This window comes from Crocinitomix algicola, assembly GCF_001661595.2.
In the GTDB taxonomy this organism is placed as follows: Bacteria; Bacteroidota; Bacteroidia; order Flavobacteriales_D; family Crocinitomicaceae; genus Crocinitomix; species Crocinitomix algicola.
Genome location: NZ_LYPF02000007.1, coordinates 14,700 through 36,226, shown reverse-complemented (window position 1 = coordinate 36,226; position 21,527 = coordinate 14,700). Strand labels below are relative to the sequence as shown.

21 protein-coding genes and 1 riboswitch are annotated in these 21,527 nt (G+C 35.9%); of the genes, 4 read left to right on the top strand and 17 right to left on the bottom strand.

All coding sequences use genetic code 11. From position 1 onward, the window contains the following. Window positions 1-4: 4 nt before the first annotated feature. The 13 genes from A8143_RS04460 to atpD all read right to left on the bottom strand — a co-directional run bounded on the left by A8143_RS04460 (window position 5) and on the right by atpD (window position 12,268). A complete protein-coding gene (locus A8143_RS04460) occupies window positions 5-406 on the bottom strand; it encodes a hypothetical protein (RefSeq protein WP_070137505.1) in 402 nt (133 codons plus the stop codon). 2 nt (window positions 407-408) lie between these two features. Beyond that, window positions 409-1,146, bottom strand: coding sequence for a bifunctional hydroxymethylpyrimidine kinase/phosphomethylpyrimidine kinase (locus A8143_RS04455; RefSeq protein WP_070137503.1), 738 nt, complete (start codon window positions 1,144-1,146; stop codon window positions 409-411). Further along, entirely contained in the window at window positions 1,143-1,763 is a 621-nt protein-coding gene (locus A8143_RS04450; RefSeq protein ID WP_139134265.1) for a thiamine phosphate synthase, read from the bottom strand. Before A8143_RS04450 ends, A8143_RS04455 begins: the two co-directional genes overlap by 4 nt. A 40-nt stretch (window positions 1,764-1,803) precedes the next feature. Then, on the bottom strand, window positions 1,804-3,699 hold the full coding sequence (thiC, locus tag A8143_RS04445) for a phosphomethylpyrimidine synthase ThiC (RefSeq protein ID WP_070137500.1): 1,896 nt from the start codon (window positions 3,697-3,699) through the stop codon (window positions 1,804-1,806). Window positions 3,700-3,723: 24 nt separating this feature from the next. Next, window positions 3,724-3,927: a sulfur carrier protein ThiS gene (gene thiS, locus A8143_RS04440; RefSeq protein WP_070137498.1), complete on the bottom strand. Its 204-nt coding sequence runs from the start codon at window positions 3,925-3,927 to the stop codon at window positions 3,724-3,726. A 111-nt stretch (window positions 3,928-4,038) separates the two neighbouring features. After that, a riboswitch (TPP riboswitch) is annotated at window positions 4,039-4,135 on the bottom strand. Window positions 4,136-4,233: 98 nt separating this feature from the next. Continuing rightward, window positions 4,234-4,827 carry a hypothetical protein gene (locus A8143_RS04435; protein ID WP_070137496.1) on the bottom strand — a complete coding sequence of 198 codons (594 nt, stop codon included), beginning with the start codon at window positions 4,825-4,827 and terminating at the stop codon, window positions 4,234-4,236. 5 nt (window positions 4,828-4,832) lie between these two features. Next, window positions 4,833-5,627 (bottom strand): glutamate racemase, encoded by a 795-nt coding sequence (murI, locus tag A8143_RS04430; protein ID WP_083261215.1) that lies wholly within the window; start codon window positions 5,625-5,627, stop codon window positions 4,833-4,835. An 86-nt stretch (window positions 5,628-5,713) separates the two neighbouring features. After that, a complete protein-coding gene (locus A8143_RS04425; protein WP_070137492.1) occupies window positions 5,714-6,259 on the bottom strand; it encodes an OmpH family outer membrane protein in 546 nt (181 codons plus the stop codon). 32 nt (window positions 6,260-6,291) lie between these two features. Continuing rightward, window positions 6,292-6,813, bottom strand: coding sequence for an OmpH family outer membrane protein (locus A8143_RS04420; RefSeq protein ID WP_070137490.1), 522 nt, complete (start codon window positions 6,811-6,813; stop codon window positions 6,292-6,294). Between the two features lie 102 nt (window positions 6,814-6,915). Continuing rightward, complete coding sequence (locus A8143_RS04415; protein WP_070137488.1) at window positions 6,916-9,522, bottom strand: BamA/OMP85 family outer membrane protein; 2,607 nt, start codon at window positions 9,520-9,522, stop codon at window positions 6,916-6,918. Further along, complete coding sequence (locus tag A8143_RS04410) at window positions 9,515-10,273, bottom strand: isoprenyl transferase (RefSeq protein ID WP_070137486.1); 759 nt, start codon at window positions 10,271-10,273, stop codon at window positions 9,515-9,517. The genes A8143_RS04415 and A8143_RS04410 overlap by 8 nt, the downstream gene beginning before the upstream one ends. Before the next feature lie 188 nt (window positions 10,274-10,461). After that, window positions 10,462-10,752: a F0F1 ATP synthase subunit epsilon gene (locus A8143_RS04405; RefSeq protein WP_070137485.1), complete on the bottom strand. Its 291-nt coding sequence runs from the start codon at window positions 10,750-10,752 to the stop codon at window positions 10,462-10,464. 13 nt (window positions 10,753-10,765) lie between these two features. Continuing rightward, entirely contained in the window at window positions 10,766-12,268 is a 1,503-nt protein-coding gene (gene atpD, locus A8143_RS04400) for a F0F1 ATP synthase subunit beta (protein WP_070137483.1), read from the bottom strand. A 199-nt stretch (window positions 12,269-12,467) separates the two neighbouring features. Here atpD and A8143_RS04395 point away from each other — a divergent pair, with 199 nt between their 5' ends. Both A8143_RS04395 and A8143_RS04390 read left to right on the top strand, forming a co-directional pair. Beyond that, entirely contained in the window at window positions 12,468-13,412 is a 945-nt protein-coding gene (locus A8143_RS04395) for a bifunctional riboflavin kinase/FAD synthetase (RefSeq protein ID WP_070137481.1), read from the top strand. Continuing rightward, entirely contained in the window at window positions 13,363-13,938 is a 576-nt protein-coding gene (locus tag A8143_RS04390) for a leucine-rich repeat domain-containing protein (protein ID WP_139134264.1), read from the top strand. Before A8143_RS04395 ends, A8143_RS04390 begins: the two co-directional genes overlap by 50 nt. A 3-nt stretch (window positions 13,939-13,941) precedes the next feature. On the opposite strand, the gene A8143_RS04385 is transcribed toward A8143_RS04390, so the two are convergent. Next, window positions 13,942-14,928, bottom strand: a complete 987-nt coding sequence (locus A8143_RS04385) for a glycosyltransferase (protein WP_175437483.1) — start codon at window positions 14,926-14,928, stop codon at window positions 13,942-13,944. A gap of 128 nt (window positions 14,929-15,056) precedes the next feature. Between A8143_RS04385 and A8143_RS04380 the strand changes: the two genes are divergently transcribed. Further along, window positions 15,057-17,174 (top strand): M43 family zinc metalloprotease, encoded by a 2,118-nt coding sequence (locus tag A8143_RS04380; protein WP_175437482.1) that lies wholly within the window; start codon window positions 15,057-15,059, stop codon window positions 17,172-17,174. Window positions 17,175-17,287: 113 nt separating this feature from the next. On the opposite strand, the gene A8143_RS04375 is transcribed toward A8143_RS04380, so the two are convergent. From A8143_RS04375 to A8143_RS04365, 3 genes are all read right to left on the bottom strand, one after another. Next, window positions 17,288-18,031 (bottom strand): succinate dehydrogenase/fumarate reductase iron-sulfur subunit, encoded by a 744-nt coding sequence (locus A8143_RS04375; protein WP_070137820.1) that lies wholly within the window; start codon window positions 18,029-18,031, stop codon window positions 17,288-17,290. 122 nt (window positions 18,032-18,153) lie between these two features. After that, window positions 18,154-20,169 (bottom strand): fumarate reductase/succinate dehydrogenase flavoprotein subunit, encoded by a 2,016-nt coding sequence (locus tag A8143_RS04370; protein WP_070137474.1) that lies wholly within the window; start codon window positions 20,167-20,169, stop codon window positions 18,154-18,156. Between the two features lie 10 nt (window positions 20,170-20,179). Continuing rightward, complete coding sequence (locus A8143_RS04365; protein ID WP_070137471.1) at window positions 20,180-20,854, bottom strand: succinate dehydrogenase cytochrome b subunit; 675 nt, start codon at window positions 20,852-20,854, stop codon at window positions 20,180-20,182. 343 nt (window positions 20,855-21,197) lie between these two features. On the opposite strand from A8143_RS04365, the gene A8143_RS04360 reads away from it, so the two are divergent. After that, window positions 21,198-21,521: a HesB/IscA family protein gene (locus A8143_RS04360; RefSeq protein WP_070137469.1), complete on the top strand. Its 324-nt coding sequence runs from the start codon at window positions 21,198-21,200 to the stop codon at window positions 21,519-21,521. Window positions 21,522-21,527 lie beyond the last annotated feature (6 nt).

Here is a 21,527-nt window from a genome sequence, read left to right as displayed (position 1 = left end):
TCAACTATAAATCATCTAATATATCTGGGTTAGTTGATCTTTCAACGCTAGGTGATAAAACCATTGATAAAATAAAGGCGACAAAAACTCCTAGGGCTCCAGCTAAAATGGGCAAAAAACTAAAAGGCCAATGCATTACACGCATGACTATTCCAAGCAGTATCATAACCATTCCTCCATGAAAAAACACATTAGAAATCTTATTTATTCGAATTGGATCATCAACCTCAAATTTGATTTGCACCCAAGTTTTAATCCCATATAATGCAGCTAAAACAAGTAATACATGGTAAAAACTCACATCGTATAACCACGGCACAAAAAAAACCGATTTAAACACCAATACGAAAAGCGCTAAAGCATTTAAACCATTCATGATATGTAGTAAAACCTTTCCTGTTTTCATAGCTAGTGTTTCCCTAATAAACCATTATCACTTTTAAGAAACATTTCAATGTATCGTTTAGCCTTAAGGCCAGCTTTATGGGGAGTATAACCCTGTAACAAATATGTTAAAAATGCCGATGAGAAAACGCAGCCACTCCCATGCTTCTCATAATAAATCCCCTTTTTCGGATTTAAGCTAATTTGACGCCCTTTAAAAAACAAATAATCTTTACCGATATTATTGGAGTTATGACCGCCTTTCAGGTAAACATTTGCTTCTTGCATTAACCGTTCCGCCGCCACCAATCCTTCCGTTTCACCTCCTAAAATTTTAATTTCATTCCAATTTGGAGTAACCCAATCCACATTTAACAATACGTTCTTTAATGCTGTCAAATTATGTTCAAAGTCAAATCCGCTGCTCGACTTTAAAACTGGGTCCCAAACCGTCATAATTTTTGGATTAACACTTTTAATTTTGACAAGCATCAAATTCAAAAATTCAAACGATGAAACTAGACCAATTTTAAGTCCATCAAATGAGTACTTATCGAGCAAATTTTCCAATTGTTTCATTATCACCCCTTCATCAATCCAATTTACATCAACAAAACAATCTTCTGTTTGAATCGTATTAGCTGTAATTACTCCCATTGACTCTTGTCCCAATTTTTGGATTGTTTTCGTATCAGCTAAAACACCGGCACCACCGCAAGGATCAAAGCCAGCAATAATCAATATTCTTTTCCTCTTCTTCATTGAATTGTTTCAACAAAAGTGAAATAACGATTCCAAATATCACCTAAAACGGCATAACCATCAAAACCTAAATTTTTACATAATTTTACACGGTCTTCGTTAATTCCTCCCAGTGCAATTATTTTGTCATCGACATCTTTGAGGAACGATTTAAGTATGTCATGATCCTCAAAAGCCGATTGATAATTCTCTTTAGAAAAGCTATCAAAAATGGGACTTAAAAAAACATAATCCGTATCCAATGGCAAATTCAAAACTTCTGAAAAACTATGCGCCGAATAAGAGATAAGGTCTGGCCTTGAGCCCAGTACACTTAACCTACCTTTATCGACGCTAAGTTCACGAATGTCACAGCTACTTGTTAACTCATCTTCAAAACAGATATTTGCTAAAGCTTTGCGGTTAAGATTTATACCCGCTAAATCAAACTTCTTAATCAATTCGTAATGAGAATGAAGAACAATTTTATGGTGAAATTCTGGTATCAATTCAAGAAAATTTATCATTTCATTTATATCATAATCCGGTTTTCGCACGTGTAGAAAATCCCAATCATCAACCATTAGGTTTTTTATGAGCAACGTTTCATGCGGTAAGGTTTCCGGATATGTAAACAAAATTTTAATCACCTCTTGTAAAGAATATCAATCTGTTTATTTATTCTCCTAACTTTTCTGGTTCTACATAGACTTCACTTCCATTATTTTTGAAAGTTTCAGCCATATCCTTCATTCCTTCTTCAATTGCTTTTTCGCCGTCTAAACCGTGTTCTGCTGCATAATCACGAACATCCTGAGTTATCTTCATAGAGCAGAAGTGAGGGCCACACATTGAACAAAAGTGAGCAACTTTGGCATTATCACTCGGTAAGGTTTCATCGTGGTATGCTCGAGCCGTATCAGGATCAAGAGATAAATTAAATTGATCCTCCCATCTAAACTCAAATCTTGCTTTAGACATTGCATTATCCCGATGTTGGGCGCCTGGATGACCTTTTGCTAAATCCGCCGCATGAGCAGCAAGTTTATAAGTAATCACCCCTTCTTTAACATCATCACGATTAGGTAAACCTAAATGTTCTTTTGGTGTTACATAACACAACATTGCCGTGCCATACCACCCTATTTGAGCGGCTCCTATGGCCGATGTAATATGATCATAGCCAGGTGCAATATCCGTTGTCAATGGCCCTAAAGTATAGAATGGAGCTTCAAAACAATCGCGCAGCTCTTTATCCATATTTTCTTTAATCATGTGCATTGGAACATGACCTGGACCTTCAATCATCACCTGAACATCATGTTCCCAAGCAATTTTTGTCAACTCACCTAAGGTTTCTAATTCTGCAAATTGTGCCCTATCATTTGCATCCGCAATTGACCCTGGACGTAAGCCATCACCAAGAGAGAAAGCAACATCATAAGCTTTCATAATTTCACAAATTTCCTCGAAATGTGTGTACAAGAAATTTTCTTTGTGATGAGCCAAGCACCATTTTGCCATAATAGATCCACCACGAGAGACAATACCCGTTAAACGATTCGCTGTCATTGGCACGTAACGAAGAAGAACACCCGCGTGAATTGTAAAGTAATCCACCCCTTGTTCAGCTTGTTCAATCAAAGTATCTCTAAATAATTCCCATGTAAGGTCTTCAGCTTTACCATTAACTTTTTCAAGCGCTTGATAAATTGGAACAGTACCAACAGGAACTGGAGCATTTCTTATAATCCATTCACGTGTTTCATGAATATTTTTACCTGTTGACAAATCCATAATTGTATCTGCTCCCCAGCGAATTCCCCAAACCATTTTCTCTACTTCTTCTTCAATAGAAGATGACAAAGCTGAATTACCAATATTCGCATTAATTTTGACCAAAAAGTTACGGCCAATTATCATCGGTTCACTTTCAGGGTGATTGATATTATTTGGAAGGATTGCGCGTCCTGCAGCGATTTCATCCCTTACAAATTCTGGTGTTATAATTTTAGGTGTATTAGCACCGAAAGAATTTCCGGGGTGTTGCGGAGCGATTTCTTTAATCTCTTGGATTTTTTGGTTTTCTCGAATTGCTACATACTCCATTTCGGGTGTAATAATTCCTTTTTTCGCATAATGCATTTGACTCACATTATGTCCTTTTTTCGCACGCAAAGGCTTTTTTAAATGTTCAAACCTTAAGTGATCTAAATCTGAGTTATAGAGTCGTTCTTTACCAAAGTCAGAAGATATTTCGTCCAATTGTTCGACATCATTTCTACCTTCAATCCACTTTTGACGAATTGCTGGAATTCCTTTTTTCACGTCTATTTCCACACTAGGATCTGTAAATGGTCCAGAAGTATCGTAAACCACAACTGGTTCATTTTTATCTTTTACAAATTGTCCTTTTGTAAACATCGCTTTCGAATCGGTCAATGAAATTTGACGCATCGCTACGTTTACATCTTCGTGGATTTCTCCTTTTACGTAAATTTTTTCCGATGCCGGAAATGGGTCACGTGTTATTTGCGATCCCGCATTAGGTATTTTAATTTCCTTTTTGCTCATATCCTCTAATTTATTCTTTGATCTTTATCCACCAGCAGTTGCTGTTATTATTAATATTTTATCGTTCTCTTTTAACTGATGAGTTGCCCAATTTGTTTTAGAAATAATTTCTTGATTAACAGCAGCAGCGATTCCTGTCCTATTTAAAAACCCTTCTTTCTCAAGCACTTGTTGAACAGTTGTTTCCTCATTTACTTCGTGCACCGTATTATTCAGTTCAATCTTCATCCTATACTATTTTTGAAAAACGCCTTTTACTTTGCTATTCGAGGCATCCTTCCACTCGACGCAAAAACAAGGGGCAAATTCTTGATTCGAAATTTGCTCGACATAGATATGTCTTTTAAAAGTCACCTTCCCTACGCAGGTTCTAACCTGATCAGGTCAATGGGTATAATCTCAGTCCATTTACAAACGGACACCCCTTAGAGACGACACAAATTTAATTAATCTTATCTAAGTTAGGCAAATTATGTGAGAAGAAAGAATGAATTCAGAACGAATTTATTTTGATTTACACTGCCATTTTAAAAACTACCCTAACCAGTCAATAATTGTTTTTAATTCAGTTAATTTATTCGAAGACCAATTGTAATTCTCTCCGATATAAACCCCTTTCAAGTCGACTTCTTGGATAACCTCCTGAATTTCACTTAACGCTCTTGGACAATGAAAGAAAACAGGAACAGTAAGACTAGTTATCATCCATCCATACAATTCGTTTTTAGATGGAATAAAGTTCCAGCCTTCACTCCCTAATATTGAATTTTCTATGGTTTTCGGCTGAGGATTAAAATCAATAAAGTCAATATTCCATCGTTCCCAATTTTTTGCATCAGCATAGGTTTTGGCTAAGCCCCCGATAATTGAGTTTGATTTTGAATTAAAATTGCTTAAAGCAGCCTCTGGATTCAAATAAAAGACGTCTTTCGTGTGTTGATTAAGAAACTTTATATTTTCTTCAATTAGTAAAACAGGGATATTTTGTCTGTTTTTATCTAAAATTGAGTGATAATCCTTTTTCGAAATCGAAGCTGGTACCCGCAGCGCTTGGACATAGGGAATCAGTTCACAATTAACATCGTCAGTATTTTTAAGGTACAAATGCACACCTTTACAACCGGCCATAGCAATTAAAGTTTTAGCAATTCAAGTTTTAGATTATCTCCGTAAAAACGAAGTGTAGAATCTTGAAATCCTTCCGTAATATCCGACACATAAAAGTGGTTTACTCCTTGTTTACTATCACAAAGCATTTCTTCCTTTTCAAAAATTTGCTTCATTTTAAGGGCGACGATATCCGTCGAGTCGTATAACTTGATTCGTCCATTAAAAAACTCATTTATTTCCTCTTTAATTAGCACATAATGAGTACAACCAAGAATGAGACCATCAATTCCTTCAAAAATCGGATTACTTAAATAATTTTCGATCACTGATTTACTAATTTTATCCTTGCTGAATCCTTCTTCTATCATTGGAGCCAGAAGGGGTGTTGGTAAAACAGCCATTTCTACCAAAGGGTTTCTTCGACTCATCTTTTCTTGATAAACCCCAGAAGCAACAGTTGTTCGGGTTGCTATGAGCCCTACTTTTTTGTGGTCACCAAAACGAACAACCTCTTCAATAATAGGGTCGATTACATTAATTATAGGAATTGTTCCCTGATATTTATCCCTCAAGTATTTGTACGATACAGCTGAGGCCGTATTACAAGCGATAACAATTGCTTTACAGTTATTTGCCAGTAAAAATTTAGTAATCGCTTTAGAGTAACGTTGAATCGCTTCTTTAGATTTATCGCCATAAGGCAAATGAGCTGTGTCACCAAAATAAATAAAACGTTCATTTGGCAATATTTTAGAAACTGCTTTTGCCACCGTTAGTCCACCTATACCAGAATCAAATATGCCTATTGGTTTTTCCACTGTGCTAAAATATAAAAAAAGGTTGTGATGAAAATCCACCACAACCTTTTTATAAAATTACTTAATTATTTGTGCCGATTGGCTGATTATTTACCAGGCTCTTTGACCGGATCAATTTTCTCTAGCTCTAACATCTTTGTAATTACAGCATTTGTTAAATCCACACCTTTATTTGGATTTACCCAAAAGAAACCACCTTCAGCACTGTGGTATAAAATGTAATCAACCCCTTTTTCCTTTCCTACGGCGTCAACGGCTTCTTTCAACCATTTATCAATTTTAACGACATAACGCTCTTGGATGATTTGCATATTTTTTTGATACTCTTGCTCCACCCCTTGTAAACGCATTTGTAAATCTTCGAACTCATTTTGCAAGATATCAAGTTCGATAGAAGAAAGTGTATTTCTACCATTCTCGAGCTCCATGTATTTTTCTTGCATTTTTTTCTGTAGAATTTGAGCAGTAGTTTGTGCATTTCCTTCAAACTCCTCTTGCATCTTCATGGCCTTTTTATAGGTTGCCAAAGTATCCATTACACTTTCATAGCTGATATGAGCAAACTTCTGCGCTGAAGCAGAATACATACCAATTGAAAACATTGCGACTACAATTAAAACTATTTTTTTCATTCTTAAATTTATTACCTTGTTAGTACTTCTAATTAATTTTTAGGTTTTATGTCCATCTCTGCTAACACTCGATCACTGATGTTATATTTTTGATCAGCATATAACAAGTTGGATTGATTTGCTTTGTCAAAAACAAAAGCTAAATTACTACTTGATGCAACTGCTTGAATTGCATTAAAAATCTTATCTTGAATAGGTTTTATAAGTTCCGCACGCTTAGCAAATAAGTCTCCACCTACTCCAAACCTTTGTTTTTGCATTTCTTTTGCTTTTTGCTCAGCCGCTTCAATTTCTTTTTCACGCTGCTTCTTTATCTCGGCAGGTAAAAGAATGGCTTCTTCTGCATACTCTTTTCTTTTTCGCTCAACATCTAAAAACAACTGTTCAATTTCTTTTTGCCAATCCTCAGAAGCTTTATCTAATTCTGCTTGTGCTTCGGCATATTCAGGCATTTGATCTAGGATATATTGCGAATCAACAAAGGCATAACGCTGTGCTGTTGCACTATTAACCAATCCAAAAAATACGAATAAAATCAGCAGTACTTTTTTCATTTGTCTAAAAAATTAATCATCAATTAATCGCCGCTTCCTACTTACATTACACAACTAGCAAAGTTTGTGCCGAACGAACAAGGGGCGAATTTACAATTTTATTTATAAGTCTCCAATATTCATACCAATGATTGGGAAGAATCCAAAAGTGTACCCTTTAACATTAGCACCTGGATCAGAATCTCCGCTACCAAATCCAGCGGCCCCATCATCTAAAGGATCGAATCCCCATGCGAAGTCAACCCCTAGCATTCCGAACATTGGTAAGAACAGTCTTACACCAAATCCGGCAGAACGTTTAACGTCAAAAGGATCAAATTTATTGAAAGAATCCCATGTATTTCCGGCTTCGGTAAATAGCAATCCATAAATAGTTGCTTGAGGGTTAAGCGATATTGGGTAACGAAGTTCCATTGAATATTTGGCAATTACAGTTCCTCCTGTTTCAGACGATACTGGCGTTTGACCTGTATAACCTCTTAAAGAAATAATTTCACGTCCATCGAACTGCCAAGTTCCATTCAATCCACTACCACCTAAATAAAATCTTTCAAATGGCGAATAACCTTTGGCAGAATTATATGCTCCTAGGAAACCAAATCCAAATTTAGGCCTTAAGACAAGTTTTTTATCTTTCGTTAAAGGCGCATACCATTCACCCGTAAATTTCAACTTATAATATTCAGCAAATTTATATCTTTCCTGAGCGGATAGACCTGCGTAGGCAGCATCATCAATTCCGTCGAATGAAGAGTATGGCAATGTAGCTTTTGCTGTTAAGGTAAATTTTGAACCTGAGCGTGGATAAATTGGTTCACTCACAGAAGTTCTTGTTAACACCCCTTTCAACGAAATATTATTTGAATACCCGTCTGTAAAAATAAAATATTGAGACTGCTGTAAATCGTAATATTGATAATTAAATTCTCCATAAATTTGGAAATAATCATCCGGCCATTTTAAGCGAGATCCTAAACCAACACCAACTGAAGTGATTGACGTTTGACTATAACTCGCATCATCGCGGTCCAAACTATTGGTCAATAAAGAATAAGAACTAAAAACGGTAAGTGAGGTTGGTTTTTTACCACCTAGCCAAGGTTCTGTAAAAGAGAGGTTATACGATTGGTAACCACGCCCATAAGTTTGTCCTCTTAAACTTAAACTTTGTCCGTCTCCGGCTGGTAATGGTTGCCAAGCCCCTTTTTTAAAGAAATTTTTTGTTGAAAAGTTCGTAAATGACAATCCAAGTGTACCAATCAATCGACCGCCACCGAAACCGCCCGAAAGCTCAATTTGATCTGAGGATTTTTCAACCACCGTATATTCGATATCTACTGTTCCATCCATTGGGTTAGGAACTGGATTTACGCCAAATTGCTCAGGATCAAAATAACCTAAGTTTGCCAATTCCCTTTGGGTTCGCATAATATCATTCCTATTGAATAAGTCACCTGGTTTAGTCCTAATTTCACGTAAGATGACATGATCATTTGTTTTCGTATTTCCTTTGATAATTATATTTCTAATTCTAGCTTCTTTCCCTTCTGTTATTCGCATCTCATAATTAATACGATTATCAGCTGTAATATTCATTTCAACAGGAACAACATTAAAAAACAAATAACCTTTATCCATATACAAAGAAGTTACATCCCTACCATCAGGGCTAGAATATAGTCTTTGTTCGAGCAGAGCTTTATTATAAACATCGCCATTCTCTATCCCCATTAAAGTGTCCAACTGACCAGAACGGTATTTCGTATTGCCTATCCAAGTAATTTCTCCAAAATAGTATTCATCACCTTTATCAATTACGAGTTCAATACCTAAATGTTTTTTATCAATTTGATAAACCGTATCTCTAATAATGGCAGCATCTCTTAATCCAATAGCATTATACTTTTCGATGATTGCTGCTTTATCGCGTTCGTAAGCCGTTCTATTAAACTTTGAGCGTTTAAAAATACGCATGATACCCTTCTCTTTGGTATCCTTCATGCTCCGTTTTATCCCAGAATTCGAATAAGAAAACTTCGTATTTACTTTTTTAAAAAGGCTAGCATCCTCATTTGGTTCAACCTCATTTCCAGTAATCTGAATGTGTTTGATTTTTATTCGGTCATTCTTTTCGATATTAATAACAAAACCTCTAAAATTTATTCCCGACATGGTATCAAACTCTTCAACAATATCCACTTTCGCTTTATAAAAACCTTTGTCTTTATAATAGTTTCGAATGATATTTTCGGTATTTGATTTTAATGATTCTGTTATATTTTGACCTTTTCTAAGACTGATTATATCCCTCAATTTATCTTCTTCTCCATTTCGAATTCCAACAAATCGATATCCGCCTAGCTTTGGTCTACCTTTTAATTTAATCGTCAAAAAGATCTCTCCATTCTTAACATCATCTGCTAATATTTGGACATCTGAAAACATGTCATATTCCCAAAGCGTTTGAATAGCCTTTGATATATCTTGACCGGGAACCGTGATTTGCTTACCGACATTCAGTCCAGAAACCAACCGCACAACATCATCAATACCAAGCTCATCGACTCCTTCCACTCTAACTGCCGCAATTGTATATTTTTGAGGACTCAAAAAAGAGTTGTCACCACCTACAATTTGATCACCTAAAATTTGAGCGTTAACGTTTACAACAGCAATTGTTGCTATGAGAAGTGCGAGGTATTTAATCATTCTTATCTAATTCATTCAACTGCTCTCCAATTCTACCGAAACGTCTTTCTCTATTTTGGTATTCATAGATAGCCTTGTAAAAGTCTTCTTTTTTAAAATCGGGCCAATAAATTGGTGTAAAATGCAATTCGCTATACGCTAGTTGCCACAACAAGAAGTTACTAATTCGTATTTCACCACTTGTTCTTATCATCAACTCCGGATCAGGAATACCAGCCGTATATAAATGATTTGAAACAAGTTCATCGTTTACATCTTCTAATCCGATATTTCCTTCTTTATATTCTTTTGCAATACGTTTAATTGCCTCTTTTATTTCAAGTTTAGCACTATAATTCAAGGCTAAAATTAAAACTGTCCCTTTGTTGTTAGCTGTCTTTTCTATCGCCTTTAACAATTCATTTCTACATCCGTCAGGTAAATCATCTGTATTACCGATGGTCATTAATCGAACATCGTTATTATTTAAAGACTCCAGCTCATTCGCAATAGTCGTTACAAGCAGATCCATTAAACCGTCTACTTCAGATTTAGGCCGATTCCAATTTTCCGTTGAAAACGCGTATAATGTGAGGTATTTTACATTAATTTCAGAAGCGGCTGTTAATGCTTCACGAACAGATTCCACACCGGTTGCATGGCCTACTAGACGCATTTGGCCTTTTTCCTTCGCCCAACGACCATTACCATCCATGATAATAGCCACATGTTCAGGAATATTACTAGTATCTAAATTCTCTTTATAGTTCATTTTCAAAAGGAGAACAAATTTGCAAGATTTTTTTCACAAATCAACGAAAACTAAACGTGTTTATATTGATTAAATTGTTTTATTAACAAAGCTTAACAGGAAACTACTCAGGATCCTTACAGTGTTTTGAATGCAAAAAGGGATCGCCATGCAAGGGATCCCTTTTAAATATAATTCAGTACCAAACCTTATTCTGCTAGTACGATTACCTTATCGGCTTTAACTTCAATAACTCCTCCATTAATCTCAAACGAGAACGAAGTTTGATCTTTAAATTCGATATTGTATTTTCCTTCTAGCTCGTCGCTATTATTTTCAGCAACGATTTGATCCACTTTAACATTTCCAGCTGTTAATGCTGAAATCATAGGAGCATGCCCTTTCAGAATACCGAATGAACCATCGATTCCTGGTAAAACTACATGTGACACATTTCCTTTAAATAAAGTTTCGTCTGGCGTGATAACTTCTAATAACATTTGCGCTAATTTTTTAGTTCGCTGCGATCATTTTTTCACCGGCTTCAATCACATCTTGAAGTCCACCTTTAAGGTTAAATGCTGCTTCAGGATATTGATCTAATTCACCGTCCATAATCATATTGAACGCTTTAATTGTTTCTTTAATATCAACTAACACACCTTTTAAACCAGTAAATTGCTCAGCTACGTGGAATGGTTGTGATAAGAAACGTTGAACACGTCTTGCTCTATGAACCACCAATTTATCTTCTTCGGATAATTCATCCATACCAAGAATTGCAATAATATCTTGTAATTCTTTATAACGTTGCAATGTTGATTTTACACGTTGAGCGCAATCATAGTGCTCTTGTCCAACAATTGCAGGCGTTAAAATTCTAGATGTTGACTCTAGAGGATCTACCGCAGGGTAAATTCCTAACTCAGCAATCTTACGCGACAATACAGTTTGTGCATCAAGGTGAGCAAAGGTTGTTGCCGGTGCTGGATCTGTTAAGTCATCCGCAGGAACATATACTGCCTGTACAGAAGTAATTGACCCGTTAGTAGTTGAAGTAATACGCTCTTGCATTGCCCCCATTTCTGTTGCCAACGTTGGTTGGTAACCCACAGCAGAAGGCATACGACCTAATAGTGCAGACACCTCTGAACCAGCTTGGGTAAAACGGAAGATATTATCAACGAAGAAAAGAATATCTGCTCCTTTACCATCACCTTCACCATCTCTATAATATTCAGCTAAAGTCAATCCTGACAATGCAACTCTTGCTCTTGCTCCAGGAGGCTCATTCATTTGTCCGAAAACAAACGTTGCTTTAGATTCTTTTAATTTTTCAGTATCTACTTTCGTAAGGTCCCATCCGCCTTTTTCCATATCATGCAAGAAATCTTCACCATAATTGATAATTCCTGACTCTAGCATCTCTCTCAAAAGGTCATTCCCCTCTCTTGTTCTTTCACCAACACCTGCAAACACAGATAATCCAGAATATGCTTTAGCGATATTGTTAATTAATTCCTGAATCAATACTGTTTTACCTACACCTGCACCACCGAACAAACCAATCTTACCACCTTTAGCATAAGGCTCAATAAGGTCAATCACTTTAATTCCTGTAAATAGTACCTCTGTAGAAGTTGATAAATCTTCGAATTTTGGTGCTTCTTTATGAATAGGAAGACCATTTTCTTTAGATACTTCTCCGATACCATCGATAGAATCTCCAGTTACGTTGAATAGTCGCCCTTTAACTGCTTCACCTTTTGGCATAAGAATAGGAGAACCTGTAACGATTACTTCCATCCCTCTTTTGAATCCATCAGATGAATCCATTGCGATACTACGAACAGCGTCGTTTCCGATGTGCTGTTGTACTTCCAAGACTACTTTTGTTCCGTCTTCTTTTACAACTTCTAATGCACCCATGATTTCAGGAAGTTCGACTCCGTTATCAAAACTCACGTCAATTACTGGACCGATTACCCTTGATATCTTACCTTTGATAGTAGACATTACCTTAGTTTTTAGTATAAATATTAAAATTTCGTGGTGCAAATTTAGTTCTTTTTATTCTTTGACCAGTATTGTTGATGGATTTTTCTATAACTTTGATAAAAAAAAGGAGTTCATTTGAGGATAAATCACCATTAAGACATCCCCCTAACCCCTTAGAACATTGATAAAAATCAAGATAATTAGATTTTAAAGATTAATGAAAGTTTATTATTCGATTGACGAAGTTCCTCCAATAAAAAATCCAGTTCTCACACTTGGCACTTTTGATGGTGTTCATTTAGGCCATCAAAAAGTCATTCGTTTTTTAAAAGAAAGTGCTGAAAAAATAGACGGTGAAACTGTGCTTTTTACTTTTCATCCTCATCCGAGAATGGTACTTCACCCAAATGACCATGGACTTGAAATGATCCAATCCATTGATGCTCGAATTGACAAACTTGCCTCCTTTGGTATTGACCATTTAATCCTATTTCCTTTTACCAAAGAATTTTCAAGAATGACTGCGGTTGATTTTGTTAGAGAGATCCTAGTCAATAAAGTAAACGTCAAATTAATGACCATTGGCTACAATCATCATTTTGGTAGAAATAGGACTGGAAATTTAGATTTACTCAAACAATTGGGTGAAACTTATGAATTTGACGTCCAAGAAATACCTGCTTTTCAAGATGAAGACATCAATATCTCTTCAACTAAAATTAGAGCGGCTATTCAAGCGGGAGAAATTGAAAAAGCAAACAAATACCTTGGCAGTATTTTCAACTTTGAAGGAACTGTGATAGAAGGTGACAAAATTGGAACAACACTGGGCTATCCAACTGCAAATATAAACCTTAAAGAACCTTATTTGATTTCGCCTATTAATGGTGTTTACGCTGTAAATGTTGAACTTCGAACTGGTTCATTTAAAGGCATGATGAATATCGGCACGCGACCAACAATCTCAGACACTCAAGAAAAAAGAATTGAAGTGCATTTATTTGATTTTGAAGATGATTTATATGGAAAATCAATTCGTATATTTATCGTGAAACGAATTAGATCTGAAAAAAGTTTTGATTCTTTAGAAAGTCTTAAATCACAACTAAACAATGATAAAAAAACATGTCTTTCTGTTTTGGACTTACCTGTTAATGGTTAGTGGATTTTCACAAACTAATAAGATTTTCAAATCAATAGAAGAAGCCAAACAAGCACCTATAGATTCTGTAATTAATCTTGATTTGAGTGGACAACGTCTAAAGCAAATACCTCTTGAAATTTTGCAATTTAAAAAACTTCAACACCTAAATTTAGCCAAAAACAAACTCACCGACCTTCCGGAGTCTTTTCATTTCAATGAGCTCACGACCTTAAATCTTGAAAAAAATAAATTCACTTCTTTTCCAGATGAAATTTGTAAGCTCACTGAATTAAAGCAACTATTTATAGGGAGAAATGAAATCGCTAAAATTCCTGCGTGCATTGGTGACTTGTCCGAATTAATTGTTTTAGATGTTTGGCTAAATGTTTTGGTTGATTTACCAGATGAATTAATGCATTTGAAAAAACTAGAACACCTTGACCTAAGGGGTATGAATTTCAATGATAAATTTCAGGGGGCTTGGAACAACAGACTTTCTTGGGTGAAAATTGAATTTGACAAAAGTTGTGATTGTGCATACTAGGTATCAATTTTGAAATTCCACCCACTCATTGCGAATTGTATTGGCCAAGTATTCTTGTTCAAACTGCCCTTTAGTTGGATATAAAATCGATTTTTTCTTCAAGGTAACCATTTCCATAATTGTTGTATACCCAGCTCTAGAAATAATACATCTACTTTGGGCAATCAATTCGTTTAATTTTTGAGTTGACGGATTAGGGTAAGAGTCACAATTTGTTACCGCAGCCCCAACAAAAGCAACTTCAACATCACGATTCAGGAATTGTTCTTTCATACGCGCAAGAAAGCTAGTTCTTTCAGGCTCTGGTCCGGATAAAATAATCAAATAATCATATTTTATTGGCTGTTCCAATTTTTTAAAACGACATAATGGCCCAATATATCGAAGACACTGATGCTTATTTGGTGCGGATAAGGCACCGGTTAATTTACGATTATAATAATCAGGTACCCAAATCTCATTAAATTGATCCAACCATTTGCTTAGGGTAGCGTTCACCCTTTTTTTAAATCTGGGTATTTGCAAATTAATTTGATGCGTTAAAATGATTGATTTTACCTTTTTGCTATAAAAACCATATCGATTATCAGATATTATAAGATCAACCTGTTCATTTTTAAGAAATGATTCGACCCAATTCTGTTCAGTCTTCATCACTTTTTTAATGCGTGGAAACTGTATCGTCAATTGTAGGAAAGTACTCTTTTTGCTGTCTAATCGAATTTCATATCCGGGAATTAGCTGCGTTTTCAAATTTGGAAATTCGCCCAGTATAAATTCACATTGTTTTTTGTTTCCGGCAAAAATCAATTCATTTCCTTGATGCAATAAAATCGCCATTAATGCAGTTGAGCGGGTCAAATGCCCCATTCCCCAATCCAAAGCGCTAAGAAGAATTTTTTGATTTGTGATATCTTTAAGTTGATTAACCATCCACCACAAAACTACTTTAATTCTTGGAAAGAAAAGAAGTTCAACAGATTTGTTCATTTTTATACCCATCTATTCTCACACCCCATTGACTCAACGGTTTAATCGAGATATCGTATGAATTGTTATTCCAGTGGCACCCCCGTAAATTGCAAATGAAAAATATTTACAAATTAAATGCTTACATTATGAAAAAGCTAAACCTAATGCTTGGCTTAATTACAGGTTGTATGTTTGCGCATCAATCCTTTAGTCAAGATCAATTTAATTGTGGTCTTCCAGAAAAGATGGAAGGACTTTATGAAGCTTATCCCAACCTTGAAAGAGACCAACAAGAACTTATTGAAAGAAGTAAAACTTATTCTCACGATCGCGATGGAGAAGTTTTAGTCATCCCCGTTGTTTTTCATATTATCCATGACAATGGTGTGGAGAACATTTCTGACGAACAGATATTTGATCAAATGGCCATCCTAAATCGAGATTACCGTAAATTAAATGCGGATACTGTAGACATTATGGATGAGTTTAAAACAATTGCTACCGATACACGAATTGAATTTAAACTTGCAAACAAAGACCCTTTTGGCAATTGTACAAACGGAATCGACCGAATTTTTAGTCATGAAACAACTATTGGCGACGATTATTCAAAATTAAATCAATGGCCAAGAGGACGTTACTTAAACGTGTGGGTCGTAAAATCAATGGAAGGTGGTGTAGCTGGATATGCTTACTATCCTTCTGCAGTTTCTACAGGATTAAAATATGCAGATGGAATTATAATTCGCCACAATTACATCGGTAGCATTGGAACTTCAAACAGCACTAACTCAAGAGCTTTAACTCATGAAATAGGACATTGGTTAGGCCTTCCTCACACCTGGGGAAGTACGAACAGTCCAGAAGTTGCTTGTGGCGATGATGGAATTGAAGACACACCTGAAACAGCAGGTCACAGTTCATGTATACTAGTGGACACCGATAATTGTAATGAAGGAATTGCCGAGAACATTCAAAATTACATGGAATATTCTTATTGTTCAAAAATGTTCACCGCAGATCAAAGCGCGGTAATGAACACTGCATTAGCAAATGATTTATCGCAACGTAATAATCTTGTCACAGAGGAGAGCGCAATAAATGCAGGTATTGATGGTGATGAAGTTGTAACTTGCACACCATCACCAGATTTTTTCATGGATAAAGACATCTTTTGTGCAGGTAATTCAATCCAATTTTTTCCAAGCATATCGAGGGCAACAGTAAACGAATACAGCTGGCATTTCCCTGGAGGAACGCCTGAATATTCGAGTGAAACATCTCCAATCGTGACCTACAATACTGCTGGAAATTACAATGTGGAGCTTACAGTTTCAAATGAGGCTGGATCAGAAACTATTGTTAAAAACGAAATTGTTCATGCATTAGGCAATTATTGGGAACATGAAGGACCATACTCAGAGAGTTTTGAAGGCGAAGGATTTACTGAAGATGAATGGATAGTAATTAATCCAGAACATAATGCTGTAAAATGGGAAGAGATTGAGTTTGCAGGGGCTACTGGTAATAAAGCAATAGGATTAAAATATTTTATTGGGGATCCTGATCCAATTATTCAACCGCACTATTACGAGCAAATTGGTGGAACGAAAGACATCCTGATAAGTCCCTCTTTTAATCTGTCAAATACAAGCGCTCCAGTTTTGTCGTTTAAGTATATCTACGCCACTATTAATGCCGGAGTATATAGTGCTGAACAAATTAATCTTAAAGTGTCATTTTGGAAAGAATGTGAATCATCATGGACTACTTTAGAGATACTATCCAATAATGACATCAACTGTGTAGGTCATAAAGCTACGGGGTTCTTCCCAAATAATGAAGAGGCTTGGCAACTTGTTTCAATACCTCTACCTCCAAGTGCCACCGCATCAAATGTTAGATTTAAAATCGAGTTAACTGCCGAAGATTTTTCCAATAACTTTTTAATCGATGATTTTAATATTGCTGGTGTTTTATCAAACGGTAAAAATCAAGAAAGTTTGCAGCAAATATCAATTTACCCAAATCCAACTACTCCGAGTAGTACACTTAATTTATCGTACTATTCTATTCAGGAAAATGAATTAGACATAATGATATATGATATGTTAGGCAATTTGGTTTACACGAATCAAATACAGGCTAATTCTGGCATGAATCAATCTACAATTGAATTAGACGAACAATTATCAAAAGGAGTATACAACATTGTGATTAACAACTCAACAAGTTCGTTTGCACAACGGTTAATTTTAAATTAGATTTAGATTTGATAATTAAGAACTGTCCCTCCTATGGGGCAGTTTTTTTTTGCAAAAAAAATCCTGCTATGGAAGATTCACCAAAGCAGGATTTTAAAACATTCTCTACTCAATTATTTGAGCGATGCTTTTAAATATTCTCTATTCATTCGAGCAATATTATCTAAGGAAATACCTTTAGGACATTCAACTTCACAAGCTCCAGTATTCGTACAATTCCCAAAACCTTCCAAATCCATTTGTTTCACCATTTTCATCACACGATCCTTTGCTTCAACTTTCCCTTGTGGTAAAAGCGAGAATTGTGAAACTTTAGCAGAAACGAACAACATAGCCGAAGCGTTTTTACATGAGGCAACACAAGCACCACATCCGATACATGTTGCTGCGTTAAATGCTTCATCTGCGTCATCTTTAGGAACAGGAATAGCATTTGCGTCAATCGTGTTACCAGAAGTATTTACCGAAACAAATCCTCCTGCATGTTGAATACGATCAAAGGCAGATCGATCCACTACTAAGTCTTTGACAACTGGAAATCCTTTTGCCCGGAATGGTTCAATATATATGGTTTCCCCATCTTTAAACATTCGCATGTGCAATTGACAAGTTGTCACTCTACGGTCAGGACCATGAGCTTCGCCGTTTATATGTAATGAGCACATTCCGCAAATCCCCTCTCTACAATCGTGATCAAACTCTACAGGCTCTTTTCCTTCAACCACTAGCTGTTCGTTCAAAACATCTAACATCTCCAAAAAGGACATGTGTTCTGATATTCCAGTCACTGGATAAGTTTCCATTTTTCCTTTCGATTTAGCATCTTTCTGACGCCAAATTTTGAGTGTTAAATTCATTGTTTTATCTGACATATTATATAGTTGTTAGTCTATAGTTATTTTTAGTTGTTCGTAATTCAGATTTTAGCAAAGACCTCTCTTCAAACAATTCCTCATTATTGCTAAATCCGTCACTAAATTTACTTGTACGAACGTTGTTTTAACTCAATATCTTTAAATTCAAGGTCTTCTTTATGCAAGTTTGCTGCTCCAGGATCTCCATTCCATTCCCAAGCTGCTACATATTTAAAGTTAACATCATCACGCTTAGCTTCGCCTTTTTGTTCTCCATCTAACTCTACTGACTCTTCTCTAAAGTGCCCACCGCAAGACTCATTTCTATGTAGTGCATCTTTTGCAAATAGCTCGCCTAACTCAAGAAAATCTGCTACACGCATCGCTTTTGCGAGTTCTGTATTAAATTCATTTTTAGAACCTGGAATTCGTACATCCTTCCAAAACTCTTCACGAATCGTTCTAATCTCTTGAATTGCCTCTTCTAATCCTTTTGCATTTCTAGACATCCCTACTTTATTCCACATCACCATACCTAATCTTTTATGGAACGAATCAACGGACTGAGAACCATTAATGTTCATCAAGGTATCAATACGTTCAACTACTGATTTTTCCGCTTCATCAAATTCCGGTGTATCAGTAGAAATTGGTCCAGTTCTGATTTCGTCTGCTAAATAATCTCCAATAGTATAAGGAAGTACAAAATATCCATCAGCCAAACCTTGCATCAAGGCGGAGGCCCCTAACCTATTCGCTCCATGATCAGAGAAATTTGCTTCACCAGCAGCATAACAACCAGGTATCGTTGTCATCAAATTATAATCTACCCATAAACCACCCATCGTATAGTGTACAGCTGGATAAATCATCATTGGCGTTTTATACGGATTTTCATCAACGATTTTTTCATACATCTGGAATAGGTTACCATACTTCGTTCTAACGACCTCTTCGCCCAATTCTATGATGCGTTCTTTTGAAGGATTTTTCTCCCCTCTTACAGTTGCTTGTTCTTTACCATAACGTTCAATCGCGGATTTAAAATCAAGGTAAACAGCTTCACCTGTCTGATTCACACCAAAACCGGCATCACAACGTTCCTTAGCCGCACGAGAAGCGACATCTCTAGGAACAAGGTTTCCGAAAGCCGGATACCTTCTCTCTAAATAATAGTCTCGTTCATCTTCTGACAAATCAGTAGGTTTCTTTCTACCTGCTCGAATTGCTTCAACATCTTCCATTTTCTTCGGTACCCAAATACGTCCATCATTTCTTAATGACTCTGACATCAAGGTCAGTTTAGATTGATAATCACCCGATCGTGGAATACAAGTAGGGTGAATTTGAGTATAACAAGGGTTTGCAAAGAAAGCCCCTTTTTTATGTGCTCTCCAAGCCGCTGTAACGTTAGACCCCATCGCATTAGTTGACAAGAAGAACACATTTCCATATCCTCCAGTTGCTAGCACCACGGCATGCGCAGAATGTCGTTCAATTGCCCCTGTTACAAGGTTTCTGACAATAATACCTCTTGCTTTACCATCAACAATTACCAATTCTAGCATTTCATGACGGTTATACATTTGAATTTTCCCTTTACCAATTTGACGATTCATCGCCGAATAAGCTCCGAGTAATAATTGTTGTCCCGTTTGTCCTTTAGCATAAAACGTACGAGAGACTAATACACCACCGAACGAACGGTTATCTAATAATCCTCCATACTCTCTAGCAAACGGTACACCCTGAGCAACACACTGATCGATAATATTTGCTGAAACTTCTGCTAATCGATAAACATTTGCCTCACGACCACGATAATCACCTCCTTTAACTGTATCATAAAAAAGTCGGTAAACTGAATCACCGTCATTTTGATAATTCTTTGCTGCATTAATTCCTCCTTGAGCCGCAATTGAATGCGCTCTTCTTGGCGAATCTTGAAAAGCAAAAGCTTTTACTTTATACCCCATTTCTGCGAGAGAAGCTGCAGCTGAACCTCCTGCTAATCCCGTTCCTACGACAATTACATCAATCAATCGTTTATTCGCAGGATTCACCAAGTTAATTTTATTCTTGTGATTTGTCCATTTATCTTTAATAGGACCTTCTGGTATTTTTGCGTTTAAAACTGACATCTCTAATTTTTTATAATTGAGTTAAATAATGGAACAATGCAATAAAAATAAATCCAGCGGGAATTAATACTGCATAGAGGTTTCCTAATTTTTTAATGGTAGGTAAATATTTATGATTTCTGAATCCAACTGATTGGAAAGCTGATTGAAAACCATGTAATAAATGCAATGATAAAAACACGAATGAAAGACAGTAAATGATTACTCTCCAAACATCCACAAATTTATGTTGTAATTCATGAAAATACCTTGTTCCTTCCACTCCATTCAATGCACCAGACATATCGCCATCAATGAATTTTGTTTTTATTTCTGGAATCCAAAAATCATAAAAATGTAAACCTAGGAAAAGTAAAATCATCACCCCTGTAATAATCATATTACGCGACATCCAAGAAGCGTTTTCTCCAGGCTTATTCATAACATACTTTACATTTCGTGCCTTATTATTTTGTGCTTCTAAATACATCCCCATAGCGAGGTGAAAAATTACGCCAAAAATCAAAATAGGCTGCGCGACAAACTGAACCATCGGTGAAGTTCCCATAAAATGCGAAAGCGAATTGAAGGTTTCTCCGTGACCAAACACCGAAGTAAAATTAATAATGAAATGTTGCAGTAAAAATACGATCAGAAAAAAACCTGATAATGCCATTAATACTTTTCTAGCAATTGATGTTTTCATGTGTTGTTCTTTAATCTTTAAACTTGTCAAAAGACTGTTTTAAATTCCAACAGTTTGACAAACTTTTTGTTCGATTTATATTTTAATAATCATCTATACGAATACAAAATTAATCGTGTTTTTAATTTATCACAAAAAATTAGGTTTTATATCAATTCGTTAAGTTCTGTTTAGAATGATTCTAAATAAAAACCACTCCAACCCCTTGCCTAATCAAGGGTTTAAGATAACCGCTATAAATAAGCTTTGAAATTTCAGCTGAAATATTTGTTGCAATACCACAAAAACGGTATTTTTGCACCGTGATTTATCCTTATTTAAAATAAATCTAAACAAAGACAATATGATAACGGTTACAGATATAGCTAAAGAAACCGCTCTACGTATGATGCGAGAAGAAAACAACGAAGGTTTTTTCATCCGTGTTGGTGTTGAGGGAGGCGGATGTTCTGGTTTGATGTATCAACTCAAGTTCGATAATCAAATCAATGAAGATGACAAAGAGTTTGAGCACAATGGGATTAAAATCGTGATGAACAAGAAAAGTGTTTTGTACTTAGCTGGAACTACACTAGATTACAGTGGAGGTTTGAACGGAAAAGGATTCATTTTCTCCAACCCTAATGCTTCTAGAACCTGTGGATGTGGCGAGTCATTTTCACTCTAATCAAAA